The following is a 21,658-nucleotide window of genomic DNA, read 5'->3' on the forward strand; positions in this document are numbered from 1 at the left end:
TTAAAGGAGCGATGTGCATGGGAATCCGTGAAAAGTTAAAAGAACGTGAAGAGGCGCGCGACAAGGCGGCACAAGGAGCCGGCGGAGGCATTAACGCAGGCTTGCCGGAAGGTGTCACACGCTACGTTAAGCTCCGCCAAGAACTAGCCGGCGGCAAGACGTTTGTCCTCCTCGCGCCATATACCGAATGGTACTTTTACTACACGCATGAGGACGGCGAGAAATACCCGTCACGCGAAACCTACTACCGTAAACATACGTGCTCGCACAGCCCGAAGAAGGCGCCAGCTAACGAAGACGAAGGCGCTACACTATTCGATCAGTACGCGAAGCCAAACGGAAATAATTGCCTATCGTGCAAGGCGAAAGCCAAACGCAAACTCTACTTCATGATGCCGGTGTACGATCCCGAATACAAGACGTGGCGCGTTCTCGACCTCAAGGAGTTCCACGCGACTAATCTTATGGACGACTTCGACAAGCTCGAAAAGGCTGCGAAAAAGTTCAAGCCGGACTACACGTTGACGGGCGATGCGGTCACGATCGGCAAGGCGGATAAATCGTACTCGCTGGAATCGGCTGACCTGGACGAAGGGGTACTCGAAGCCGCCCGTGCCTTTATCGGATCGACCGAAATCAAATACGAAGAACTCGCGAACTTCCGCACCGAAGATGATATCCGCGAAATTCTCAAAAATGCGACGAAGAACGTAGATCAATCGGTATTAGAGGACGGTCCGATCACCGTTTCCGACGAAGACTTGCCATTTTAACCGAGAGGAGGCCGCACATGCGTAAGTTTTTAATCATGCTTGCTTTCATCGTATTTATTAACGTAATGCCGGCGCTTGTCGCTGTAGGCTCGGACCTGAACTTCTTCCAGATACAACAAAGCATGTTGATCGCGTTCGTTGCGCTAATGTATGCGGACTCACTATGCGAGTAAAGGAGGCGACCAGATGGCGAACTACTCGAATAATATCGGAGCCCACTCGCAGTTAGTGGCGAAAACGGCGCTCCTTGCTAACGGTTACGAGATCGCCAATCCCGAAGCCCCCGAAGTGTATGACATTGTAGCGCGGCACCCGTTGTCACGCAACTGGCAGACGTTTCAAGTAAAGACCGTACGTAGACGGGAAGACCGGGGTGGTGCGCTCGTTGTATGTGGATCACGTAACAGTGGCGATGTTTACACGCGGGACGACGCGGATTATCTCATCGGTGTGCTGGACGGCGAAGTGTACTTGATTGAAAATCGGGAGCTGTCCGAATACTGGGCGACGCCGGACAATATAAACGAGAAATGGCGCAAGTTATCGACTGTTATTAAAAAACAATTATCGGAGGCGGTTTAATAATGGGAAACATTAAAACGGTAAATGGCGTTCAATATCGTGTGGTAACGGATCGTGATGCGCAGGTGGGTGATTATGTGTTCTACGATGAATCGCCAAGGTATTTTATTGAGGAAGGTAAGCCGTATGTGGTAGTGAGAGTTGATCATCACGACGATCCTCAAATCATTGATGAGGAAGGTGGCGAGTATGATACTTGGCTCGATCGTTACGAGTTACTCGAAAAAATCGGCACTGTTCCGAACGAACTAGTAACGCATGGGGGCGTAACTTATCGGAAGGTCGCGCGAGATGCGAGAGTGGGCGATAAGTTCGTGGTTCCTAATGATTCAGCCGTGGATTATACCGCGGGTAAAGTTTACGAGATTACCGAAATTGACTCAGACGGTGACCCTTACTTTATTGATGACGTAGAAGACGAACATTTCGTAACATCAGGAAACTATACCGTACTAGAGCCGATTTCCATCGACGAGGAACTAGCCGCAGCACAAGCGAGAGTTGCCGAACTTGGAGCGATGAAGAAGAAAGCTAACCGTTTGAAAGTCGGGGAGTATGCGAAAGTGGTAAGGGTCGATATGACATGCGCCTCAATTGGGCAAATCGTGAAGGTTATCGAAGATGACGAGGACCCTGTGCCATTCCGCGCCGAGGACCTAAAAGGACACGTCGCAGGATGGTTCCTAGAGAGTAGTTTAGTCCGCGCCACCGACGAAGAGGTTGCGGAAGCATTACGTCAGATCGAACGAGAAAAGATCAAGCCGGGTGTTTACGTGAAATTAATGATAGCTGACGGAGAAGAGCCTAAGTACGGATGGGGTGGTGTATGTAATGGCGATATTGGTAAGGTACGTTTTGTTAACGGAAATAGTGTACGTGTAGATTTTCCAAAGAGCACGTATTGGCATGCGCACATTGATGAGCTAACAGTAGCCACAGAAGAGGAAGTGACTGCGGAGGTCGAGCGCCAACACGCGGCTGATCAGTTTAAACCGGGCGATAAGGTGCGTTTGGTTAGCGGCGGAAGAGAGCTTCCACTGTTAGGCTTTGATGATGGCGGTATCTATACTGTTGGCTTACGCGAGGACGATGATAGATTGACTATTAAAAGACAAGATGGAAAGAAGGGCTACGCGAAACACTATCAACTAGAGAAGGCAACCGATGAGGAGGCGAAATGGGCCGCACTCGGCCGTAAGGTTGGCGAGTTTAAGGCAGGCGACACGGTAAGATTCCTTGGACACTCGCATTATCACGGTTTAAACGAGCATGTAGGAATTATTACTACAATCGAACGAACCAACGGGGAGTTTTCGCCTTACCGTCTTAGTATGCCGGATTTCGTGACTAGCGACTACAATACGTGGACTAAACCGGAGGAACTAGAACTCATTGCGCCGGTAGAATCCACCGTAAACTTACGAGTAGCCTAGCCATCCTAACGAAAGGAGGCGGTCGCTCTGACCGTAAAGTTATCGTTAAAACTCCGTTCACCGACCGTAGCCGACGCTGAGGTTAAGCAACGAGTGGCAGACGCGACTAAACGTAAGTCTGCCGCAACTGAGACGATCGAGCAGGCGTGGGCGCGGGTCGGCGCTCAGAAACTAACCGACAAGGAACGTGTCATCTACGAAACAGCCAAGACCGCATTCTTCTCCGGGGCGATAGGCAGGCTCTCGGAGAAGAAGCTCTCGAAAGCCGAAGTCCTCGAAATGGGTCGCCGTATTATGGCCGCACAAGCCACGGAGGCACGCGAAGAGAGGATTGCGGAAGTGCTTGCAGGTAAACCGGACAATTACTTCATACTAACGGACGACTGTGAGCTTCCGGCATTTGTCGAACGGTTACGAGAGGAAGTTCGGCGACAGCGCGTTGAATGGCGTGATCGTTTCCGAATACTAGACGTAGATTCTATGACCGCAGGCGACTTTGAGGGTACGGGCATAGATTCCTACATCGACTTATCAATAGGGTTCTCGATATGGCTTCCGATACTTAACGAAGGCTACTATCTTCCGTACGGTCACGTTGATGGTTTCGATGTGCCACACGCGTTCAAGGCGGGCGACCCGCAGCTAACGCGATCGAAAGTACTAGCCGCAATTACACCGTACCTATCGCGCCCAGAACACGGAAAGACGTTTCACATGGGTTCGGCGCGGTACGACTTACACATCGCGCAGAATGATGGATACGAGATTCACGGCTGTGTATGGGACACATTAGACGCGATGCACCTCATGAATGAGCACGAAGAGTCGTATGGTTTAAAGCCGTTGACCGCGAAATACGGTCGGTTCTATGGAATAGACGGGCCGATCTACACATTCGATGATATGTTCGGGAATCGCTCGCCAGCTCCGTTCAACACCGAACTGGTCGGAATCTACGCGATTAAAGACGTACTATATGGATGGAAACTATTCGAATGGCAGTTCGAAGTGATGGCGAAGACTGGCCGTTTGCTTGAATGTTACGCGAACATCGACTCGAAGTTACCGGAGACGGACGTATTCATGGCACGCTGCGGATTCGAAATTGATCTCGTAATGATGCGCGGACTTAGTGTTGAGTTCGAGGAAAAGCTGACGGAAGCAAGGCGTCAATTGGTCGAGACATACGGTATTGATATAGAGTTTGTCCGCAAGATGGATCGGACTATTAACGCGAAGAAAGTAGCCGACTGGATCGAAACGCAGAAGAAACGAATTACCAAGCGTGACGAGAACATCGCCAAGCAACAAGCGATAATTGCGGATTTAGAATCGCGGGGTAAATCGCATTTGAAAAGGTACTCAGCCGCCAAACAGCAATTAGCTAAGTATCTTGCAGAGGACCTAGTACCGGCAGATGAGAAGCACGCGCCATTATTCGTCGAGGACGGCGAGTTCAAATTGACTAACGGTAATCACATAGCATATCTCATCTACGACCACATTGGAATTAGAGACAGGACGCACCTTGTAAAACGTGGAAAGACTCGATCAACCGCGGCAGATGTGCTCGAAATGTACTATGAGGACGAGGAAGAATTAGCGCCGTTGGCAACCGTTGCCGCATACGAAAAACTACTATCGACTTACGTTAATAAGATTCCGAACGCGCTAGAGCCGGATGGAAGATTGCACTCCGAATTTAAGGCGGGAGGTACGAAAACTGGGCGCTATAGTTCAAGTGGATATAACGGACGACCTATCGATATTCTTGACGAGTTCAAAACGGGGGTGTAGAGATGGAGAAATTTCTCTGGAACTTTTATTGGGATTGTGGTCGAAATGGCGATCTTGAGGGGCTGTTCGTTGCTTCTGATAATGAAATACAAGAGCTAATCGGCAAGCGTGTGTATTTTGGGGAGGTTCTCGGTAAACACAGTGATGTTTACGGGACACTAGAGCAAGGAGACTTCGATAAAATCAATCTTGATTCAGAGACTGTTGGGAAGGTTGCTGAGGTTCTAGGCGTCTCTTGGAGTGGATTTGATCCGCGTCACTATTTAGGAGAAGAAGATGCCGATGATAACTGACGCTAATTATCACGCAATCGTCCGCAAGTTAATCTCAGATGAACGTAAAGTACAGCTCGGTACGAATTTACAGAACCTCCCGTCTAAAGGCGAGGGCGATCGCGTCCGAAATTGCTTTATTCCAGCCGACGGATTTATCTTCATCGGCGCCGATCTCGGTCAGATAGAGCCTCGCATAATGGCGCATATCATGTATGAAAAATACGGCGACAACTCCATGCGACAAATCTTCGTTGACGGCGTTGACCTCTACACGACTATGGCGATGATGACGTTTAATTTGGCGGAAGAGTTTTGCGTAGACAAGGCGTTCGATCCGACTGGTTCGTTTCAGCCACGCAAGCTTATGAAAACCGGCGTACTCGCGGTAGCCTATCGTCAATCCAAGCGTTCTTTCGCGAAGAAAATGGGCGTAACGGAGGAGGTGGCGGAAATGTTTTTCGAAAACTTCGACCGTACATTTCCGTCATTTAACACAATGGTTGACGACATTATAGCCGGCCTCAAACGTGACCAATACGTTGAAACACTACGCGGAAGAAAACGAAGATTCCCGGACTATAAACGTGTAGCGGACGAGAAAAAAGGGAACGAGCGTCGACGTATACAGTTATTCATGGAACGTAAACGTCTACTTGATAGGATTTCAACTAAAGCGATAAGCAACGGTATGTCTACGATAAACGGTGATTTGACGATCAAAGACAGCTCTAGTAAAGAGGAACGTCGCCTTAAAGAAATTCAAACGGAGCTTGATTGTTTATATGAAATATCGGGACTCGTCGGCTACTGGGAACGCGCAGCCTTTAACGCCGTTATACAAGGTACTGGCGCTGACATATTAAAAATGAACGGTAACCGAATGGCCCGCGAATGTATGGCGCGAGGTTGGGAAATGAACGCGTCTATACACGATGAAATATTGATTTCGGTTCCACGTGAGCAATTGACTCCTGCAACAATCGAATTAGTCAACGAGATCATGACGAAAACAGTTTCGCTAAGTGTTCCACTAGTTACGGACATTGTAATAATGGAACGGTGGATGGACGAACACAAGCCGGAAGAGTGGGACTTCGAAAATTGCCGGCCAAAATCGAAGGAGGACGAGTAAATATGAAGACAACGGAGGAACAGCGCCTAGCGATATTTTTTGATGATGAGTGTGGTTTTGATTACGAGAAGGTTGAGACGACTCCGTGGGAAGACCAAGGGAAATACAGTGTGTGTAATTGTATCTTTAAAACCTTCGACGAGAGGCATTTTATGTTTGATGTTGAGCGTGCCGGCAGTTATTTTGGACACTATGAATATGGTTGTTGGGGTGATGTGGTTGAGGTAGAAGAAGTAACAAGGACTGTAGAAATCACCCAATGGGAAGAAGTTACGAAAGGGGACGATGCTCTATCTCACAACTAGCCAATGATTTCAAAACGATGCTTGACCAATGGCACTCTGCGCCCGAGGTTTGGGACAACGAGCTTGACGCTATAATTTCCGAACAGAAAGCGAATGCTCTCCGTACCCGCCCGTTTTTTAACTTTCGAGCACAGCCGTACTTTTCGCCGTCTAGCGCCAACGCGGATAAACGCGAACTATACGAGAAGCTACGCGGGGCCAAAAAGGATATCCAGCCGCGACCGCCTCACCAAGGACGCTGGACTCGGCTCGGCACCGCAATCGGTGACGTAATTCAACGCGATCTATTATTCATCGAAAAGCATTACGAGCGAACTTTCGGGGAGGCACCGCCCTTCACCGTTGAGCGTACACCGGACGGATTACCGATGTGGGAGGACTTCGCGCAGAAACTACACGTTATGGATCACGGCGGCCAACGGTTCGCCCTCTACGGAAAGCCTGACGGTATCCTCCGATACAAAGACGGACGCCGCGTAGGTCTCGAAATTAAGTCGAAGCAGACAACCGCAGCTAAGACGAGTCCCCACTCGATGACCGAGCCGGAAGCTAAGCACGTTGCTCAATGCGTCGGCTATACGGAAATGTACGGGACTTCTGAGGCCCCCTTAGACGACTACCTCATCGTGTATGTGAACGCGTCTAAAGCTAAATGGGTACTGACGGATGAGGAATACGCGGCCAAGCCTGATTTACGAGTGTTCCACGTGACTATCACGGATCAAGATCGAATCGGACTCCGAGACGAATTGCTGGACATAGTAATTCGATCGAAAGAAGGTCGGCCGCCGAAGCTTGACCTCGAAAAGTGGACGTTTAACAACTTCAAGACAGCGTGCGCCCTTTCGTTGAGTGCCGAAGAATACAATGAGTTGGAACGACAAGTGGCGATGGTGCGTAGGTCACGAATGCCAGAGTGGAAGAAACGGTCGTATATCGATGCGTTCGAACAAATCACTTCGATACTCGATAAGGAGGTGGCTTGATGGGCGAAATTTACACGTTCATTGACCTGGAAACGACGGGTCTCGATCACGAGAACGATCAAATTATCGAAGTTGCCGCGATCAGAACGGATTTAGAACGCGAGTACGGACGGTTCCAGACGTTTGTGCAACTCGATGAGGGGCGCGAATTACCAAGCTTTATCGCGGAACTGACGGGTATCACAGAGAGAGACTTAAATGGAGGTACCCACAGTTTCTTTGCGGTCAGTGCGTTAGGTAAATTTTTTGCTGATACTACGGTCGTTGCTCACAATGCCCCATTCGACCTATCGTTTGTTACTGGACGCGTTATGTTCCTTGAAAAGTTCGTCTGCACCCGGGCGCTCGCCAAGCTCGTAGCGCCCACGGAGTCCGCGTCATTAAAAGATGTATGTGCCCGATATGGCATCGAGTTAAACGGGCATCATCGGGCAATGAACGACGTGTTCGCTACAATCGAGGTCTTTCGTAAGCTTAAGCCGATTGCAGATTATCGCGGTATTAACTACCGGAATGTGGTCGTAAATGCTCCGGGTCGGCCGTTGAAGTACGTACCTTACGGGGCGAAAATCGTGGAGGTGGTCGCCTAATGCCGATGGTCTCTCACGACATGATCGAAAATTATGACGAATTGGAACGCGAAGTAGACTCGCTTAAAACGGTGATGGCGGTCGTATCCGGCGACATCCGCCGTTTAGCCTCCGAGCTACATACGGAGGACAGCGATGTGGTGTACGACAATCTGCTCGACTACGCGCGTCATTTAGAGACCGCGGCGGGCTTACGGAGGTGACCGATGGCTACTCGTAAAAAGGAACGATATCTCGGTCTGGACATTTCGATGAACCCCGGATTCGCGGTGATAGACGTAGTGAACCGGGTGCCTTCGCTAATATACGCTTCATCGCTCGTTACATCTACTGCACATACGGACGGCCAACGTTTCGCATACATCGAAGCAAAGACGGTCGCGGTCGCTCACGATGCCGGACCACTTACCGCAATCATACGTGAAGACTTTACGGATGGCCGATCGAAAAGGGCGAGACAAGGTGTGTTCGGTGCGTGGGCGGCCGTTGACCAAGGGCTGGCTCGGTATGGCTACGCGGTGACTGACGAGATTAGCCCAACGGCTGTGAAACGGTTAGTCACCGGCAATGGCAAGGCGGAGAAGGTCGAGGTCGCGGTAAGAGTACGTAAGATACTAGGATTGCCGGAAGACTATGGGTTTGCGGCAGGCTACGATGATAGCGATGCGTGTGCGGTGGTGCTGGCGTATCTTATCGCGAATAAATTGATAGACATTGAGGGGGCGGAGTGAGTATGGCAAAAGTTAATTTCAGAACGGAAGAGTTAAAAGAATACGGGCTTCCGTGGGAGGGGTATGACGGAGTGGAGGTGATTTCAGATCGAATTGTCGACCAATCAAGGTGGTCTGTATACCACGACATTATCTTTAAATGGATTGACGGGAAGTATTACTCCACAGGCTATAGTGTCGGAGCAACAGAGTGCCAAGATGAGAGACCGTGGGAATACGAGGATGAAGTCGAATGCATAGAAGTACATCAAGTAGAAAAAATGGTCAAAGTGTGGGAGGCGGTTTGATGAGTTGGTCTAAGTTGGGGCTCTTCATATTTTGGGCAGTAATCGTTACAGGCGTATATTTACTAGGCGGCGCTGGCGTGTATTACATTTTTGCTCTTTCAGGCGTAGGCATCCCGTTTGTTCACTCGGTCTTGCTTTTTGCATTACTCCGGCTGTTACGAGCATTAACCGGATGAATAAATGCGACGAAAAACCAGTCGAACGATCACTCCGTTACCTACGCGAGGAGCTAGAGAACGTAAACGAGAGCTTATTCGTCAGTGAGCGAAGATGTCTGGCGCTTAGACTGCGCAGGCAAACGATAATTAACGCGATAAACGATATTGAAAGGGAGATGACGCGGATTGACTCAACTGCTAACGGATGAATTTATCGAGACGTACCCGGACTTTCCCGAACATATGAACGAACTCGGCAAGTTCGTATATTACCGGACATATTCACGGTGGCTGCCCGAAATTGGCCGCCGTGAGACGTGGAAAGAAACGTGCCGTAGGGCTACGGAGTACAACCTTGGTCTCGCGGCAAAGCATTACGAAAAGATCGGCTATACGGTGCCTTACGCGAGTTTACAGGCCGAAGCCGAGTCGTTCTTCGACGAGATGTTCAACCTGCGTCAATTCCTAAGTGGACGGACGTTGTGGGTCGGAGGGACTGAGGCTGGAGCTAGATACAGTTTGGGTCAGTTCAATTGCAGTTTCGTTAATATTCGAAGCTGGTCGGATTTAGGCGACTTGTTTTATCTATTGATGGTTGGTTGCGGCGTCGGATTCAAGTGTACGAAGGAGTTCGCGGCAGGCCTAGCGCCAATCCGTACAAACACAACGTTAATCAACGCGCCCTACGAACCTGTACCGGTAGACCGACGATTGGAACGAACGAAGGTAACCGAACTCGATAACGGCTATGTGAAAATCTACGTGGGCGACAGTAAAGAGGGATGGGTCGAAGCCCTCCGAGCCTATTTCGAAATCTTAACGGAGCCGCAATACGAATCGGTCCACACCGTGAAAATTTCGTACAACTCGGTGCGTCCGAAAGGTGAGCGTCTGAAACGATTCGGAGGGACGGCATCGGGCCACGAGCCTCTTGCGGAGATGTTTGCGGGGATCGACCGCGTACTCAAGAACGAGATTGATCCGACACTTGAGCCGTTGGAAGACGCATACAACACGCCATACAAGCAAGTCCGCCCGATCCACATTCTCGATATCGGCAATCTTATCGGAGCTAACGTAGTGGTCGGCGGCGTGCGTAGAACAGCCGAAATATTCCTCTTTGACGCGGACGACTACGAGTGCCTTCTCGCCAAGTACGGCATCAACGGAGTGTGGACGGAAGATCAACTCGCGCATCATCGTAAGGTAGGCGAAATGCTAGAAGGCATCGGACAAAAGCCGGAGTGGTTCGACTCTATCGTGAAGGTAGGGGACGGGCGATTCGGACTTGACCACCGAAGACTATCGAATAACTCTATCGCATTCGAAACGAAACCTAGCCGTGAAATGCTTAACCTCGTGTTCGAGATTATGAGGGGCGAAGGTGAGCCGGGATTTATTAATCTCGAAGAAGCACGTCGCCGACGACCAAACGCCGAAGGGCTTAACCCGTGTGCGGAAATACTGCTCGATTCATACGGGGTCTGCAACTTAACAACGGTCAACGTTATGCAGTTCGTGTGTGGCGGTAAGCTCGATATCCCCGCACTTCTACAAGCTCAACGACGTTCAGCCCGTGCTGGCTTGCGCATGACTCTCGTAACGCTCGAATTGTCGCACTGGGACGCGATCCAACAACGTGACAGGCTTCTCGGCGCGTCATTAACCGGATGGAAAGACGCTATGGCAGCCGTTAGCTATAACGAACGTCAGGAACGTGATTTACTCGAACTTCTCGGCACAGTAGCGAATAACGAGGCGGAGTCCTACGCGAAGGAACTGCGGGTGAACGCGCCCTTACTTGTGACAACGATCAAGCCGGAGGGCACTATTTCGCAACTAGCCGGCGGCGTATCGTCCGGCCTACACTGGTCGCACAGCCCGTACTACATCCGACGTATCCGTATTAACGCGTCCGATCCACTCGTGAAGGTGGCGCAGGAGCTCGGCTGGACGGTGAATCCCGAAGTAGGAACGCCGGGCGATACCGAAGCAGAACGTCTCGCAAACGCCCGTACGTTGGTCATCGACTTTCCTGTTGCTTCTGGCGCGTTAGAAACGAAAGACGACGTAAGCGCAACGCGTCAATTCGAGACTTACTTCCGATTCCAGCGTTCGTACACCGACCACAATTCGTCCAATACGATTACTGTAAGGCCGAACGAATGGGCAACGGTTGAGCAGACGGTGTGGGACGGATGGGACGACTTTGTAGGCGTATCGTTCTTGGCACTCGATGGCGGTACGTACCAGCTCGCGCCGTACGAGGCTATTACGAAAGAGGAATACGAGGAGCTACGCGCCAAAATGAAGCCGTTCGATCCGGCGATTCTATCGAAATATGAGACGGACGGAACTAGCGATTTAGAGGGCGCGGATTCGTGTGAGGGTGGGGCGTGCCCACTAAGATAAACGGAGGTGACGGGATGGAAATTCTGAGTACGGCGTCAAATACCGGAGCGTTGGTTGGCATGGTATGCCTCGGGATGCTTGCTGTGATCTTTGGAGTAATGGCGTTTTTCAGCCTAATCAACGGAGAATCTACAGGAATAACGTTTTTACTAATCTCGGCAATCCTAAGCAATTGGACTGGCTTCATAGCGGTAGATTACGCAACTCCAAGATATGAGGTCACTATAACGGATATGTCCCGATTTGACACCGACAAATACCAGATCGTTGAGCAACGGGGCAAGGTATTCGTCGTTAAGGAGGTACGTCGATGAGCTACGGCCCAACGAATGAACAACGCGAGTTAATCGAAATGTTACGAGGAAAGCCCACGGTTGGTGAACAACTAGTCGATATCGTATTTCATACGCTTTGTAAACTACACGAGGAGCAACACCGAGTGGACCTGCGAGAACCATACGACTTGGAAACGAAAGCCTATAAAGCTGGCTTGTATTTTGCTGAACGAAAGCTTCTCGATGTCTACGAATCCATGAAGGAGGGCTAGTAATTATGAAAATTACTTTCCAAGAGTGGACGTATGCTTGCAGCGAGCCCGGCTGTTGTGACGATTACGGCACACGGCTCGTTATAGGAGACCAGGTAATTACCGAGTATGCCGAAATAAACCCGGAGGAACTACGCACGATTCTTAGGGCACTTGGAGTAGATTGTGTAGTCGAGGAACTAGAGGAGGGTACCGAATGATCCCCGTAAAAATCAAACGTCTGCACCCGGACGCAGTAATTCCGCAATATGCAACAACCGGCTCGGCCGGCTTCGACCTTGTCGCGGTTGAGGACGTAGCTATCTCACCGGGTGAGACTCAAAAGGTTCCGTTAGGACTCGCGTTTGAAATACCGGAGGGCTTCGTGATGTTAGTGTGCATGCGGTCGGGCATCGCTCTTAACACGAAGCTTCGACAGCCGAATGGTATCGGTATTATCGACAGTGACTATCGGGGTGAAGTCGCGATGATGTTCGATAATATTTGGAAACACGAGCCTTTTTTCGCGTATGACGAAGAAGGCAGAGCGATTGTAACAGATTATCGAATCGAAGACGAATGTCCGAGTACTGAGTATTTACGGACGATATCTGGAGAGCAGGTCCGACAGTGGCGCGACTATCCAGCAGGAACATACCTAATCCGCAAAGGTGACCGCGTTGCCCAAGGATTGATATTGCCGGTGATGCAGGCGCAGTTTATCGTTGCGGACGAATTAAGCGAGACAGATCGCGGAGCCGATGGCTTTGGGAGTACGGGGGTGTCGGTGTAATGGGTTACCCTGCCAGTTTAAGTGCTTTTGTCGTAGTTGATGCGGACACCGGACGCCTTGTTTCGGACAAAGTTTATACAAGCCGAAAATGGGCTGAACGCTATAAAACTGCGGGGTCTTACGCGAAGAACCGAGCAGTAGTCGAAATCTCCCCCGAAATTATACTCGCGATACTAAGGGAGGCACGCTAATGGCAGAAACGCAAATGTCCGTAGGGCTGATCTCTCATACGCAACTGAGTGAAGAGTTTTACAATAGCCTCGATATACTTGACGAATTCCTAGAATATGAAGGTAATCAACACGACCGATGGAACGTTACGGACGGCCAAGCCGTAGCCCTCACCGCAATCAGAACGTGTTATTCCGCCAATAAGCCGTCCGAAATCGTTGCTCTCGAAGGCGACAAGTACTTCGGCCAGACCGCATCCGACGGCGAAGAAGGTACGGAAGCCGACCGTCTGTTCCGCCACATCACACGATCAGGCCATACGTCTACTTTGGAACACCTTTCGTTCACATTCGTGATTGAGGGCGTATCACGCTCACTCCTAGCGCAATTGACACGTCATAGGGTCGGCTTTAGTTACTCCGTCCAATCACAACGATATGTGCGGATGGGCAGTTCCGATAAAGCTGGCGGATTTGATTACGTGGTGCCGCCTACACTCAACGGAAAGGACACGGATTCTACTCGAATGTTCGGATTTAACGAAGAGACTGGTGACGCCATCTGGCGAAACATTACGGCGGTAGAAGAGTTCGAAGATGCGATGAGTACTCTGCAATCGGTATACGACCGTTTACGTCGCGCAGGAGTTCCACCGGAAGACGCCCGTATGGTCCTCCCGAACGCGGCCGCAACTAATCTAGTTATGACCGTAAATCTTCGAGCCTTACTCGACTTCTACGGCAAACGACGTAAGGGGCGCGGTAGTCAGTGGGAGATTGCGGAACTAGCCGAGCAGTTACGAAGAGAAGTCACGAAAGCAGAGCCGTGGACAGCGCCGTACTTTGACGTAGCCTAAATAAAAATTTCGGAGGGTGATCGGTATATGACGAAGAACATTACGGGCTTGATGGATGATAACGGAGTTAAGCGTGAGTATCGCGAGGTTGAACGTAAGGCAAACGTTGGTGAACTAGTGAGAGCCGTCGAGACACAGGCTCCGTTTTTTCGAGAAGGTGACATCGGTAAGTTTGTGGGCGGGCTTTACAACGTGGATTTTTCCGGTCAGGGAAACGCGAAAGTTGAGGAGGACGGTAATTGGCATGTTCATTCTTATGTAGTCCTCGAACCCACCGACATTATCCACGTAGACGGCGTACGTTACCGCGAAGAGAAACGAGAGGCTAAGGTCGGCGAACGTATTCTAATCGTCGCGGCTGAAGATACCGCGAGAGAGTACGATAACGGAGATATCTTGACGGTCGCAGGAGTACTGGGGGTATTTAAATGCGTACGCGTAAATGAACATGATCGGGTTATCCGCCATCGCGAATATGTAGTTATAACGCCTTTAAACGAACAGGCCACGAATAACATCACCGTAAACTTAACCGTCAACGTAGCTTCATCGTCTCCTTCCGAAATTCTTAAAGCGATCGCGGATAGTGTGCAGGCGGAGCTGGCGAAATTCGTGGGTGCGCCTAACGACGAGGAGACCCGAGATAAGATGACGGAAGCTCTTATAAATACGGGGATAGACACGACTGCGGCAGGACGCGCTTTACAGAAGATGCGCGATAATGCCGTAGAACAGGCGAAGGCGGACTTGGTGGAGTTAAGGTCCGATATGTCGAACGTAAGGAATCCACGTCTACGTGGACGCGACGATATTTACCTCCTTAAGGGACGTCTCGGGATGACTGCGGATTTTATCGTCAACAAGGAAAAGAGAACCGTAGTCTGCTTACTCCGCGGCGGAGTAACCCCGGAAAGGATATACGCTCGTAGTATCGCCAAGTGTTCGCCTGACGATTGCTTTAACGTCCATATCGGCAAAGCTATTGCGTTGCGTCGTGCGTTGGGACTCGATGTGCCCACAGATTACTTGAACGCACCACAGCCTACGGAGGCACGCGTAGGAGACGTTGTAGTAATCGTAGGTAAACAATTCTTTCACCATTACTATGATGTCGGAGATATCGGTCATGTGAAAGACATAAGTAATCCTGTAGGGGAACTTAAGGTTTATGGTAAGCGAACAGCAGATGCAGACCGTAGTAAGGACGGGTACTACCAGCACGTCAGCGTTACTGACGTAGAGATTATTGACGACTCCCGCGACCAAGGAACGGAGGTGACTGCCGTTGCCTAATGTAAAAATCGCTCTTACCGGAAAGATGAGGTCGGGCAAGGATACGGCCGCGGCCTACCTAGTCGAACATTACGACTTCGTACCGTACGCGTTCGGTGACGGCATCAAACGTGTGTGTCACGAGCTGTTCCCTGAACAAGTCGCAAATGGCAAAAAGCCCCGTGCGCTATTGCAAGGCGTGGGGCAGGCGATGAGAGCGATTGATCCTGACGTGTGGATTAAGCGAACCATGCGTGAAGTAGATCAAGCACAGGGCTTCGATGTAGTAATCACGGACCTCCGCCAGTCTAACGAATATGCCCGCCTTTACACGGAAGACTACGTCATCATTCGCGTAAACACTTCGGACGATGTGCGAATAGACCGGATGCGCTCGGCAGGCGACACGTTTGATCTCGCAGACTTAACGCACGATACGGAACGATACGTAGACATGTTCGCGGTCCATTACGAGTTGAATAATAACGGCTCAGTCCTCGACTTATGGGAGCAGATTGACGTTGTGATGCGGGAGATTATGCGTAAGGAGGCGGTTTGATGTGGAAGTTTGCAAACGAGAACCCGATCGAATTCTTACTTCTTGTGTCTGCAATGATGATCTGGATATTCGAGATCGTGAAGTTGATCGTCAAGTAGACCCGTTCGTACCCGACTGGCCTGCGTATGTTCTCGAGGCATATGCGGACGGCTACCGTGCTGGCTACACGGATGGCCGCCACGCCGCCTCAACGGAGATTACTTACGATTTCTTACGGTTACGTCCGGTTGAGGCCGGTGCCGGTTCTTCCTGCTCCTTGTGACGGAACGCGTACCAGTTGTTAGAACGTTCGATATACAGGTACTTGCCGGTAGGAACGTTATGTTTGCGGACAAAGGAGCTCACAGCCGCGTAGTAACGTTTACCATCGAAGGTAGCCGGCTGTACCGAGGCATCAACGGAGACTTCGCCCGGACGTGCGATTCCGATATTGCCGGTCTTTGGGTCGTAACCTACGTGACACTTAAACGGTGTGCCGGGGACGACTCCGAGCTTGCTGCGGAGTGCGGACGATAAGTACAGACGATTAAATTTGTCCACCGAAATGTAAGCTTCGAGGGATTCCGCGAAATTATGCGCGACGAAAGACACAGTAATCACTCCGATCATTAACGTTATTTAACGGTAGTATACGTCATTCGACGGAAGATTGGAAGATAATACCGTTAATAAGCGCGATAGGCAGGCGTTTATTACCGTATCTCACACGCGAAATGAAGGAGGCGGTTTGATTGAATACTGACGCCATGTTTTCATCCGCAACTGATTTATGGCCGACACCGCAGGCGTTTTATGATGAATTAGACCGAGAGTTTCGCTTTACGTTGGACCCATGCTCAACGCATGAGAACGCTAAATGCGTGTTACATTACACACAAGAAGATGATGGATTAGTGCAAGAATGGGCACCGCACATCGTGTTCATGAACCCGCCGTATGGTCGCGAGATTAAACGATGGATGCAGAAAGCCTACGAAGAATCGTTGAATGGCGCAACAGTCGTATGTCTCGTACCAGCACGGACCGATACCGCATGGTTCCATGACTACGTCTACGGCAAGGGCGAGATCCGATTCGTAAAAGGAAGACTAAAGTTCGGCGACGCGAAAAACTCAGCTCCGTTTCCATCTATGGTAGTGGTGTACCACGGGAAGGAGGCGGCTTAATGACGGACAATCACATGCTCGGAGAATACGAGCTTAATAGGATATATCAGCGCGATTGTATCGAGGGGATGCGGATGATTCCGGATGGGAGCGTAGATATGATCTTGTGTGATCTACCGTATGGGACGACCCGGTGCAAGTGGGACACGGTTATTCCGTTTGAAACGTTGTGGGAGCAATACAAGCGTATCATAAAGAACAATGGGGCGATCATATTGACGGCAACCCAGCCGTTTACAAGCGCGTTGGTGATGAGCAACCCAATGTGGTTTAAGTACTCATGGGTATGGGACAAAGTGACAGCTAGGGGGCATTTGGTAGCCAAACACCGCCCTATGCAGCAAACCGAGGATATATGTGTTTTTGGCAAGGGTAAGGTTAACTACTACCCGATCATGGTTGATCGTCCACCCGACAAGATTGAGAAAAGAAAAACTAGGGAATATAAACGGACCGAAATCATGGGCGGTGAGAAATCAAATCTCGAAGAAAAGGTCTATGACAAATGGTACCCAAAAAATCTATTGACATTCAGCAATGCTAATAGCAGTAACGAATCAGTCCACCCAACACAGAAGCCCGTTGCCCTTTTCGAATACCTTATCCGAACGTACACAAACACAGGCGAAATCGTCCTCGACAACTGCATGGGCTCCGGTACAACCGCGGTAGCAGCAATAAGCGCCGGGCGTAAATTTATCGGATTTGAAACGGAGTCAAAGTACGTTGATATCGCGAACCAACGGGTTGCACAACTAAGGGAGGCGGCTTAATGGGCGCATGTGCCGTAGATATCGAAAAGGGACACCGCAATCTTTCCGTAAGGTATGCGTTAAATGACCGCGACGGCGTACACGCAATCCTACGCGACATCCACCATTTACGGTCAAGCCGGTTCGAACGGGGCGACTACGCGGCGTGTGACGTATTGATTGATCTGGCGGAGGCGATCGAACGGGCGGGACTGACGGATCGGGAGCGTGAGGCGTTGTATTACGTGTATGAACGGGAATTAGACACTGTTGAGACTGGACAGGCTATGGGCATCAGCCCTCAAAAAGCCGGATTACGCGTAAGAAATGGATTGGAACGAATAGCGAAGGTCTATGAGATATGGAATTACGGTGAGGAGGCAGCGTGATGATGGAATGGGTAAAAATGGAACGAACCGACCGAATAACAGCTATTAGCGAGTGGATAGATGAAGTAATCCTACGTACGGGTAATAGACCAGACTACGGCGAGCTTGAACGCCTAGCAGACGCGATACTCTACGAAGAGCTCTCGGATGATGACGAACATAAAATGACCCACCATGAATATCCGATTCTATCCGCGACACAATACGCCCGTCGAACACTCGGAAAACACAAGCGACGAGGTTCCGGTATGGGCGGTGAGACCTCGCTTAAAATAGTAGAGGATACAGGGACGGATGGAATCTCTTACCGGAAACCTTCGCGCAGAAGACGTAGCCCTTACGAAATGCAATTCGTAGATAACAACGCTAAGATACGCAATAAGGCGAGACAAGAACAGTACGCAAAGGACATAAAGGCGAGCGAAGTCAAGAGCTATTTTATTGCGTAAGGGGGTTCGTTTTGGGAGGTTTCGTATCTATGCATGCTAGAGACGTTCATCCACAAGTTCGAGTACATCCGTAATCTCAACGCCAAGCACTTCGCATATTTTCGCAAGGTTATCAAGTGGTAGACGTATCGTTTCATTGTTGCACATTTCGTTGATTGACGATACACGTATCCCCGTCAGACGTGAGAGTTCTCGTTGGGAGACTCCGCGTTCTTTGAGCAGATCGGCTAATTTAATATGTATTTTCATCGCGAACAACTCCATTAGTTATTGTCACGTTTAACGGAACGTGTTATCCTTCTTATAGAGGGTGTGATTTCCATACCTTCCAGTAAATGAGAAGGAGGATGGGTAATGGTGGAGGTCGTGCTTCTGGTAACCGCGCTGGTAAACTTGGCAACTGCGATAGTCAACTACCGCAATGGCAGGCGAAACAGCAACGGTCGGAACCTAAAGTAAAGACCCCTTACGTTAGCGGCGTAAGAGGTCGGTCATCAAACGGGTATGGGAGCCTAACGGTTCCCTGCCCTCCCCATTATCTTATTCCAATCATACCCTCGTTCATGCACTATAGTCAACGGAGGCGTTGGAACCGTGGAAACTATTACATTGGTAATCGCGGTGATAGCGCTGGTAATCTCGATCGCCGCGTTGGTACAAGCCGTGAAAAACCGCAAATAGTCGTCGGACAACCGGCGGCTTTTTGCTTTTGGAAGGATTTTGCAATCTCCTTGTCGAAAGGTGTAGACGAGGAGGTGGGTATTGATGAAAGTAGTTTTCGAGAGCTTTCCGGAGTGGAAATGCTGCACAGACCCTAATTGGGACGCAGGACCGAAGTGGACCGACAACCCGGGCCATTAGTATTTAAGGAGGTTACGCGACATGACTAATCCAGAATGGCGCGATGATCCCGGTCACTAAACCGAGGAGGAACGCGATGGTGTACGATATCAATTGGATTGACGATCCTAGAGGTTTTATTGACCCCCGAGTATTAAAGCAAGGGAGGAATTACGCTATGATTTACGAATCGGTTGATAATCCGCAGGGAATCACTGTTTGGTTCGTGGACCCCGGATATTGATAATAGGAGTGTACACGGTATGACAGAACCAGAATGGCTAGATGACGCCGGCTACTAAATCGAGGGAGGCTCGCAATATGACCGAATCAGAATGGACGGTACAACGTAATTGCAATACGGGCGATCCGGGCTGGCTAGACGATCCCGGTCACTAAGTAAAGGAGCGTACGACATGACAGAGTCGGATTGGACAAAACAACGCTTTGACCACGGTGGAATTGGCTGGTAAGTAGTCACAGATACCGTGGTGTATGTGGACCATAATTAACTAAGAGTCGCCAATTACGGCGGCTTTTTCTATTTTGGAGGAGGTCGTTACAATTGACGGTTATAGGCTCACGAAAATGGTATAACGAGGTAGGCGAACGTTTCGGAGTGTTTACGTACCTATACTCATCACGTCCGGACAGGATCATCGTTTCTGTGATCGGCGAAGAGGAACCGCGTCGGCAAGCCATCGAATACATTAAAGCGAACGCTCCGATTGGTGTTTCGCTAGTGTTCCGAATAGGCTAACGGGAGGGAATCGGATGGATTACGGTTCAGCAAACGGCTATCGCGCGGTACTCCACCACGGTGAGGTCCGTCTTTCTGCACAGAAAGAGTACGCGGACCACATTCGGGAAATGCGCGAGTCACAGTGGCGAGAGCTAGACGGAAAGGACCTCCGGATTAAGGTATCGGAAACAGACGATGAGGTTAAGGTATTCGCGATTGAAGAACGGGAAGGAGCACGAAAGGTACATATTGTTTTCGAAAGTGACGACTTCAAACGTAAATTAAACGAGAGCTTCTGACGAGTGCCTTACGTCGGGAGCTTTATTTAGTTTACGTACGCTACATGCGGTCGAGGAACGGCGTCATGAACCGTTCCTAATGCGTAACGCTCCACGCTATCGGCCGCAAGTTTACCTTATGGGAGCGTAAATATAAACGGAATGGGGAGCGATTGGATGCGGGTAGTTTTTGACTGGCGTAATTGTTTATTATGGGGCGTTTCCTTCGGTTCAACTATGACAGTGTTCTGTTTTGGACCTTTTACAATATTTCGGAACAAGAGAGTAAAGCTGATAAAAAGGGGAGGTCGCGTATGAGTACGACTTTCGATCGCACGTACCATCCCGAGACCGGCGAGCTTGGCACGTTTATCCCAGACGGTTCTCACGTAACGATACAGACGGATGCACAACGGGAAGCAACCCGTCAGCATTTCGAACGCGAACGAATGAAGCTGACCTATCGTGGGTTAAATTGGGTCGCGTGTTATCACGAAGCTATACTCGGAATCATACGAGATTTAACGTTAATAGAGGCGGGAGCACTTATCAAGTTGCTTCCGTTTTTGCGTTTTAAGAGCGAGGGTAAGCTCGTACAGGACGGCAAGCCATTAAAGCAGACGGACATCGCACGCGTACTAGGACGCGGTAAGAAAGCGACTATGGCGATTCTACAACGATTAGAAACGCTCGGCGTCATAACATGCGAAAAAGAAGGCCGCACCAACGTGTACTACATTAGCGTCGATTTCCATTCGATGGGCGACGTAATAGATGGCGCATCCTTTACGAAGCTATACCAAGTGAAGGCTCGCGAGATTGCGGAGGAACTAACACTTAGTGAACTCGGCTTCTTATACAAGATACTTCCGTTCTTCCACTATCAAACGTACTATCTCTGCGACAATCCAGACGAGGAGAATCCGGAGGTCATTCGCCACCTGAACCGTGAGCAATTGGCTGAACGAGTGGGACACGATATCCAGACGGTATATGAGCTCGTGAATAAACTCCGTAATAAAGGCGTAGTGCTGACGACAACAAGTGGCAAGACAACGAATTACCTCGTCCATCCAGACGTTATGTTCCGGAAAGAGTACGAGGATGAATATACGAGAGTGGTGCGGAGGATGTTCGAGGAACACCGGATTCGGCAGGCGAAGAAATTTGCTTAGGTCAAAACGATACCTTTTACCCCGTTTGCTTAGGTCAAAACGACACCTATTGAAAGTGGGGATAACGTTGTAACAGCGGGGCGGAAGGCGGTTTTTGCCGAATTTCTTCTCTTTATCTTTAGAGACGTGTGATATCGGCTAACGCCGAGCTTCGGCAAACAAGTTGCCTCGCTATCATCTTTCATCGCGAACAAAGTATAGAAGTAATTACAACGCGGTAGAAGGTATT

General features: G+C 49.9%; 33 protein-coding genes. 31 read left to right on the top strand and 2 right to left on the bottom strand.

Annotated elements, in window-relative coordinates; genetic code table 11:
* Positions 1-17: 17 nt before the first annotated feature.
* The 22 genes from QZ995_RS08500 (at position 18) to QZ995_RS08605 (ending at position 15,638) form a co-directional block, all read left to right on the top strand.
* Positions 18-773, top strand: a complete 756-nt coding sequence (locus QZ995_RS08500; protein ID WP_301805488.1) for a single-stranded DNA-binding protein — start codon at positions 18-20, stop codon at positions 771-773.
* A 17-nt stretch (positions 774-790) separates the two neighbouring features.
* The gene (locus QZ995_RS08505; protein ID WP_301805489.1) at positions 791-946 is read left to right on the top strand and encodes a hypothetical protein; all 156 of its coding nucleotides are present in this window, start codon (positions 791-793) and stop codon (positions 944-946) included.
* A gap of 13 nt (positions 947-959) precedes the next feature.
* A complete protein-coding gene (locus QZ995_RS08510; RefSeq protein ID WP_301805491.1) occupies positions 960-1,355 on the top strand; it encodes a hypothetical protein in 396 nt (131 codons plus the stop codon).
* Positions 1,356-1,357: 2 nt separating this feature from the next.
* Entirely contained in the window at positions 1,358-2,788 is a 1,431-nt protein-coding gene (locus tag QZ995_RS08515; RefSeq protein ID WP_301805493.1) for a hypothetical protein, read from the top strand.
* 93 nt (positions 2,789-2,881) lie between these two features.
* Positions 2,882-4,585, top strand: coding sequence for a DNA polymerase (locus tag QZ995_RS08520; RefSeq protein ID WP_301805495.1), 1,704 nt, complete (start codon positions 2,882-2,884; stop codon positions 4,583-4,585).
* A gap of 2 nt (positions 4,586-4,587) precedes the next feature.
* Positions 4,588-4,878 (top strand): hypothetical protein, encoded by a 291-nt coding sequence (locus tag QZ995_RS08525; RefSeq protein ID WP_301805499.1) that lies wholly within the window; start codon positions 4,588-4,590, stop codon positions 4,876-4,878.
* The gene (locus tag QZ995_RS08530) at positions 4,868-5,992 is read left to right on the top strand and encodes a DNA polymerase (protein WP_301805619.1); all 1,125 of its coding nucleotides are present in this window, start codon (positions 4,868-4,870) and stop codon (positions 5,990-5,992) included. The genes QZ995_RS08525 and QZ995_RS08530 overlap by 11 nt, the downstream gene beginning before the upstream one ends.
* Before the next feature lie 2 nt (positions 5,993-5,994).
* Positions 5,995-6,297 (top strand): hypothetical protein, encoded by a 303-nt coding sequence (locus QZ995_RS08535; RefSeq protein WP_301805502.1) that lies wholly within the window; start codon positions 5,995-5,997, stop codon positions 6,295-6,297.
* Positions 6,298-6,923: 626 nt separating this feature from the next.
* Positions 6,924-7,283 (top strand): hypothetical protein, encoded by a 360-nt coding sequence (locus QZ995_RS08540; RefSeq protein WP_301805504.1) that lies wholly within the window; start codon positions 6,924-6,926, stop codon positions 7,281-7,283.
* Positions 7,283-7,873, top strand: a complete 591-nt coding sequence (locus tag QZ995_RS08545; RefSeq protein WP_301805505.1) for a 3'-5' exonuclease — start codon at positions 7,283-7,285, stop codon at positions 7,871-7,873. The genes QZ995_RS08540 and QZ995_RS08545 overlap by 1 nt, the downstream gene beginning before the upstream one ends.
* The gene (locus QZ995_RS08550; RefSeq protein ID WP_301805507.1) at positions 7,873-8,076 is read left to right on the top strand and encodes a hypothetical protein; all 204 of its coding nucleotides are present in this window, start codon (positions 7,873-7,875) and stop codon (positions 8,074-8,076) included. The genes QZ995_RS08545 and QZ995_RS08550 overlap by 1 nt, the downstream gene beginning before the upstream one ends.
* Positions 8,077-8,079: 3 nt before the next feature.
* Positions 8,080-8,604, top strand: a complete 525-nt coding sequence (locus QZ995_RS08555; RefSeq protein WP_301805508.1) for a crossover junction endodeoxyribonuclease RuvC — start codon at positions 8,080-8,082, stop codon at positions 8,602-8,604.
* A gap of 2 nt (positions 8,605-8,606) precedes the next feature.
* On the top strand, positions 8,607-8,891 hold the full coding sequence (locus QZ995_RS08560) for a hypothetical protein (RefSeq protein ID WP_301805510.1): 285 nt from the start codon (positions 8,607-8,609) through the stop codon (positions 8,889-8,891).
* On the top strand, positions 8,891-9,067 hold the full coding sequence (locus QZ995_RS08565) for a hypothetical protein (protein ID WP_301805513.1): 177 nt from the start codon (positions 8,891-8,893) through the stop codon (positions 9,065-9,067). Before QZ995_RS08560 ends, QZ995_RS08565 begins: the two co-directional genes overlap by 1 nt.
* On the top strand, positions 9,064-9,258 hold the full coding sequence (locus QZ995_RS08570; RefSeq protein WP_301805516.1) for a hypothetical protein: 195 nt from the start codon (positions 9,064-9,066) through the stop codon (positions 9,256-9,258). The genes QZ995_RS08565 and QZ995_RS08570 overlap by 4 nt, the downstream gene beginning before the upstream one ends.
* A gap of 34 nt (positions 9,259-9,292) precedes the next feature.
* Positions 9,293-11,461 (top strand): ribonucleoside-triphosphate reductase, adenosylcobalamin-dependent, encoded by a 2,169-nt coding sequence (nrdJ, locus tag QZ995_RS08575; RefSeq protein WP_301805622.1) that lies wholly within the window; start codon positions 9,293-9,295, stop codon positions 11,459-11,461.
* Positions 11,462-11,520: 59 nt separating this feature from the next.
* Positions 11,521-11,775 carry a hypothetical protein gene (locus tag QZ995_RS08580; RefSeq protein ID WP_301805519.1) on the top strand — a complete coding sequence of 85 codons (255 nt, stop codon included), beginning with the start codon at positions 11,521-11,523 and terminating at the stop codon, positions 11,773-11,775.
* Positions 11,772-12,008: a hypothetical protein gene (locus tag QZ995_RS08585; protein WP_301805522.1), complete on the top strand. Its 237-nt coding sequence runs from the start codon at positions 11,772-11,774 to the stop codon at positions 12,006-12,008. The genes QZ995_RS08580 and QZ995_RS08585 overlap by 4 nt, the downstream gene beginning before the upstream one ends.
* A gap of 196 nt (positions 12,009-12,204) precedes the next feature.
* Entirely contained in the window at positions 12,205-12,780 is a 576-nt protein-coding gene (locus QZ995_RS08590; protein WP_301805525.1) for a dUTP diphosphatase, read from the top strand.
* A gap of 190 nt (positions 12,781-12,970) precedes the next feature.
* The gene (gene thyX, locus QZ995_RS08595) at positions 12,971-13,807 is read left to right on the top strand and encodes an FAD-dependent thymidylate synthase (protein ID WP_301805526.1); all 837 of its coding nucleotides are present in this window, start codon (positions 12,971-12,973) and stop codon (positions 13,805-13,807) included.
* A gap of 648 nt (positions 13,808-14,455) precedes the next feature.
* Positions 14,456-15,100: a hypothetical protein gene (locus QZ995_RS08600; protein ID WP_301805527.1), complete on the top strand. Its 645-nt coding sequence runs from the start codon at positions 14,456-14,458 to the stop codon at positions 15,098-15,100.
* On the top strand, positions 15,093-15,638 hold the full coding sequence (locus tag QZ995_RS08605; RefSeq protein ID WP_301805530.1) for an AAA family ATPase: 546 nt from the start codon (positions 15,093-15,095) through the stop codon (positions 15,636-15,638). Before QZ995_RS08600 ends, QZ995_RS08605 begins: the two co-directional genes overlap by 8 nt.
* A 201-nt stretch (positions 15,639-15,839) precedes the next feature.
* On the opposite strand, the gene QZ995_RS08610 is transcribed toward QZ995_RS08605, so the two are convergent.
* Entirely contained in the window at positions 15,840-16,229 is a 390-nt protein-coding gene (locus QZ995_RS08610; protein WP_301805532.1) for a hypothetical protein, read from the bottom strand.
* A gap of 140 nt (positions 16,230-16,369) precedes the next feature.
* Here QZ995_RS08610 and QZ995_RS08615 point away from each other — a divergent pair, with 140 nt between their 5' ends.
* From QZ995_RS08615 to QZ995_RS08630, 4 genes are all read left to right on the top strand, one after another.
* On the top strand, positions 16,370-16,804 hold the full coding sequence (locus tag QZ995_RS08615) for a DNA N-6-adenine-methyltransferase (protein ID WP_301805534.1): 435 nt from the start codon (positions 16,370-16,372) through the stop codon (positions 16,802-16,804).
* Positions 16,804-17,577, top strand: a complete 774-nt coding sequence (locus QZ995_RS08620; RefSeq protein WP_301805537.1) for a DNA-methyltransferase — start codon at positions 16,804-16,806, stop codon at positions 17,575-17,577. Before QZ995_RS08615 ends, QZ995_RS08620 begins: the two co-directional genes overlap by 1 nt.
* A gap of 155 nt (positions 17,578-17,732) precedes the next feature.
* Positions 17,733-17,945, top strand: a complete 213-nt coding sequence (locus QZ995_RS08625; RefSeq protein WP_301805540.1) for a sigma factor-like helix-turn-helix DNA-binding protein — start codon at positions 17,733-17,735, stop codon at positions 17,943-17,945.
* Complete coding sequence (locus QZ995_RS08630; protein ID WP_301805541.1) at positions 17,945-18,394, top strand: hypothetical protein; 450 nt, start codon at positions 17,945-17,947, stop codon at positions 18,392-18,394. The genes QZ995_RS08625 and QZ995_RS08630 overlap by 1 nt, the downstream gene beginning before the upstream one ends.
* Before the next feature lie 36 nt (positions 18,395-18,430).
* Here the strand turns inward: QZ995_RS08630 and QZ995_RS08635 are convergent, their stop codons facing one another.
* On the bottom strand, positions 18,431-18,643 hold the full coding sequence (locus tag QZ995_RS08635) for a helix-turn-helix domain-containing protein (RefSeq protein ID WP_301805544.1): 213 nt from the start codon (positions 18,641-18,643) through the stop codon (positions 18,431-18,433).
* Positions 18,644-18,729: 86 nt separating this feature from the next.
* Here QZ995_RS08635 and QZ995_RS08640 point away from each other — a divergent pair, with 86 nt between their 5' ends.
* From QZ995_RS08640 to QZ995_RS08660, 5 genes are all read left to right on the top strand, one after another.
* Positions 18,730-19,212 (top strand): hypothetical protein, encoded by a 483-nt coding sequence (locus QZ995_RS08640; RefSeq protein ID WP_301805547.1) that lies wholly within the window; start codon positions 18,730-18,732, stop codon positions 19,210-19,212.
* A 119-nt stretch (positions 19,213-19,331) separates the two neighbouring features.
* A complete protein-coding gene (locus tag QZ995_RS08645; RefSeq protein ID WP_301805549.1) occupies positions 19,332-19,478 on the top strand; it encodes a hypothetical protein in 147 nt (48 codons plus the stop codon).
* A 321-nt stretch (positions 19,479-19,799) separates the two neighbouring features.
* Complete coding sequence (locus QZ995_RS08650) at positions 19,800-19,994, top strand: hypothetical protein (protein ID WP_301805551.1); 195 nt, start codon at positions 19,800-19,802, stop codon at positions 19,992-19,994.
* 14 nt (positions 19,995-20,008) lie between these two features.
* Positions 20,009-20,275 (top strand): hypothetical protein, encoded by a 267-nt coding sequence (locus tag QZ995_RS08655; RefSeq protein ID WP_301805553.1) that lies wholly within the window; start codon positions 20,009-20,011, stop codon positions 20,273-20,275.
* Positions 20,276-20,568: 293 nt separating this feature from the next.
* Positions 20,569-21,429, top strand: a complete 861-nt coding sequence (locus QZ995_RS08660) for a helix-turn-helix transcriptional regulator (RefSeq protein WP_301805556.1) — start codon at positions 20,569-20,571, stop codon at positions 21,427-21,429.
* Positions 21,430-21,658: the final 229 nt, after the last annotated feature.

The organism is Brevibacillus laterosporus (assembly GCF_030489605.1).
Lineage (GTDB): Bacteria > Bacillota > Bacilli > Brevibacillales > Brevibacillaceae > Brevibacillus_B > Brevibacillus_B laterosporus_E.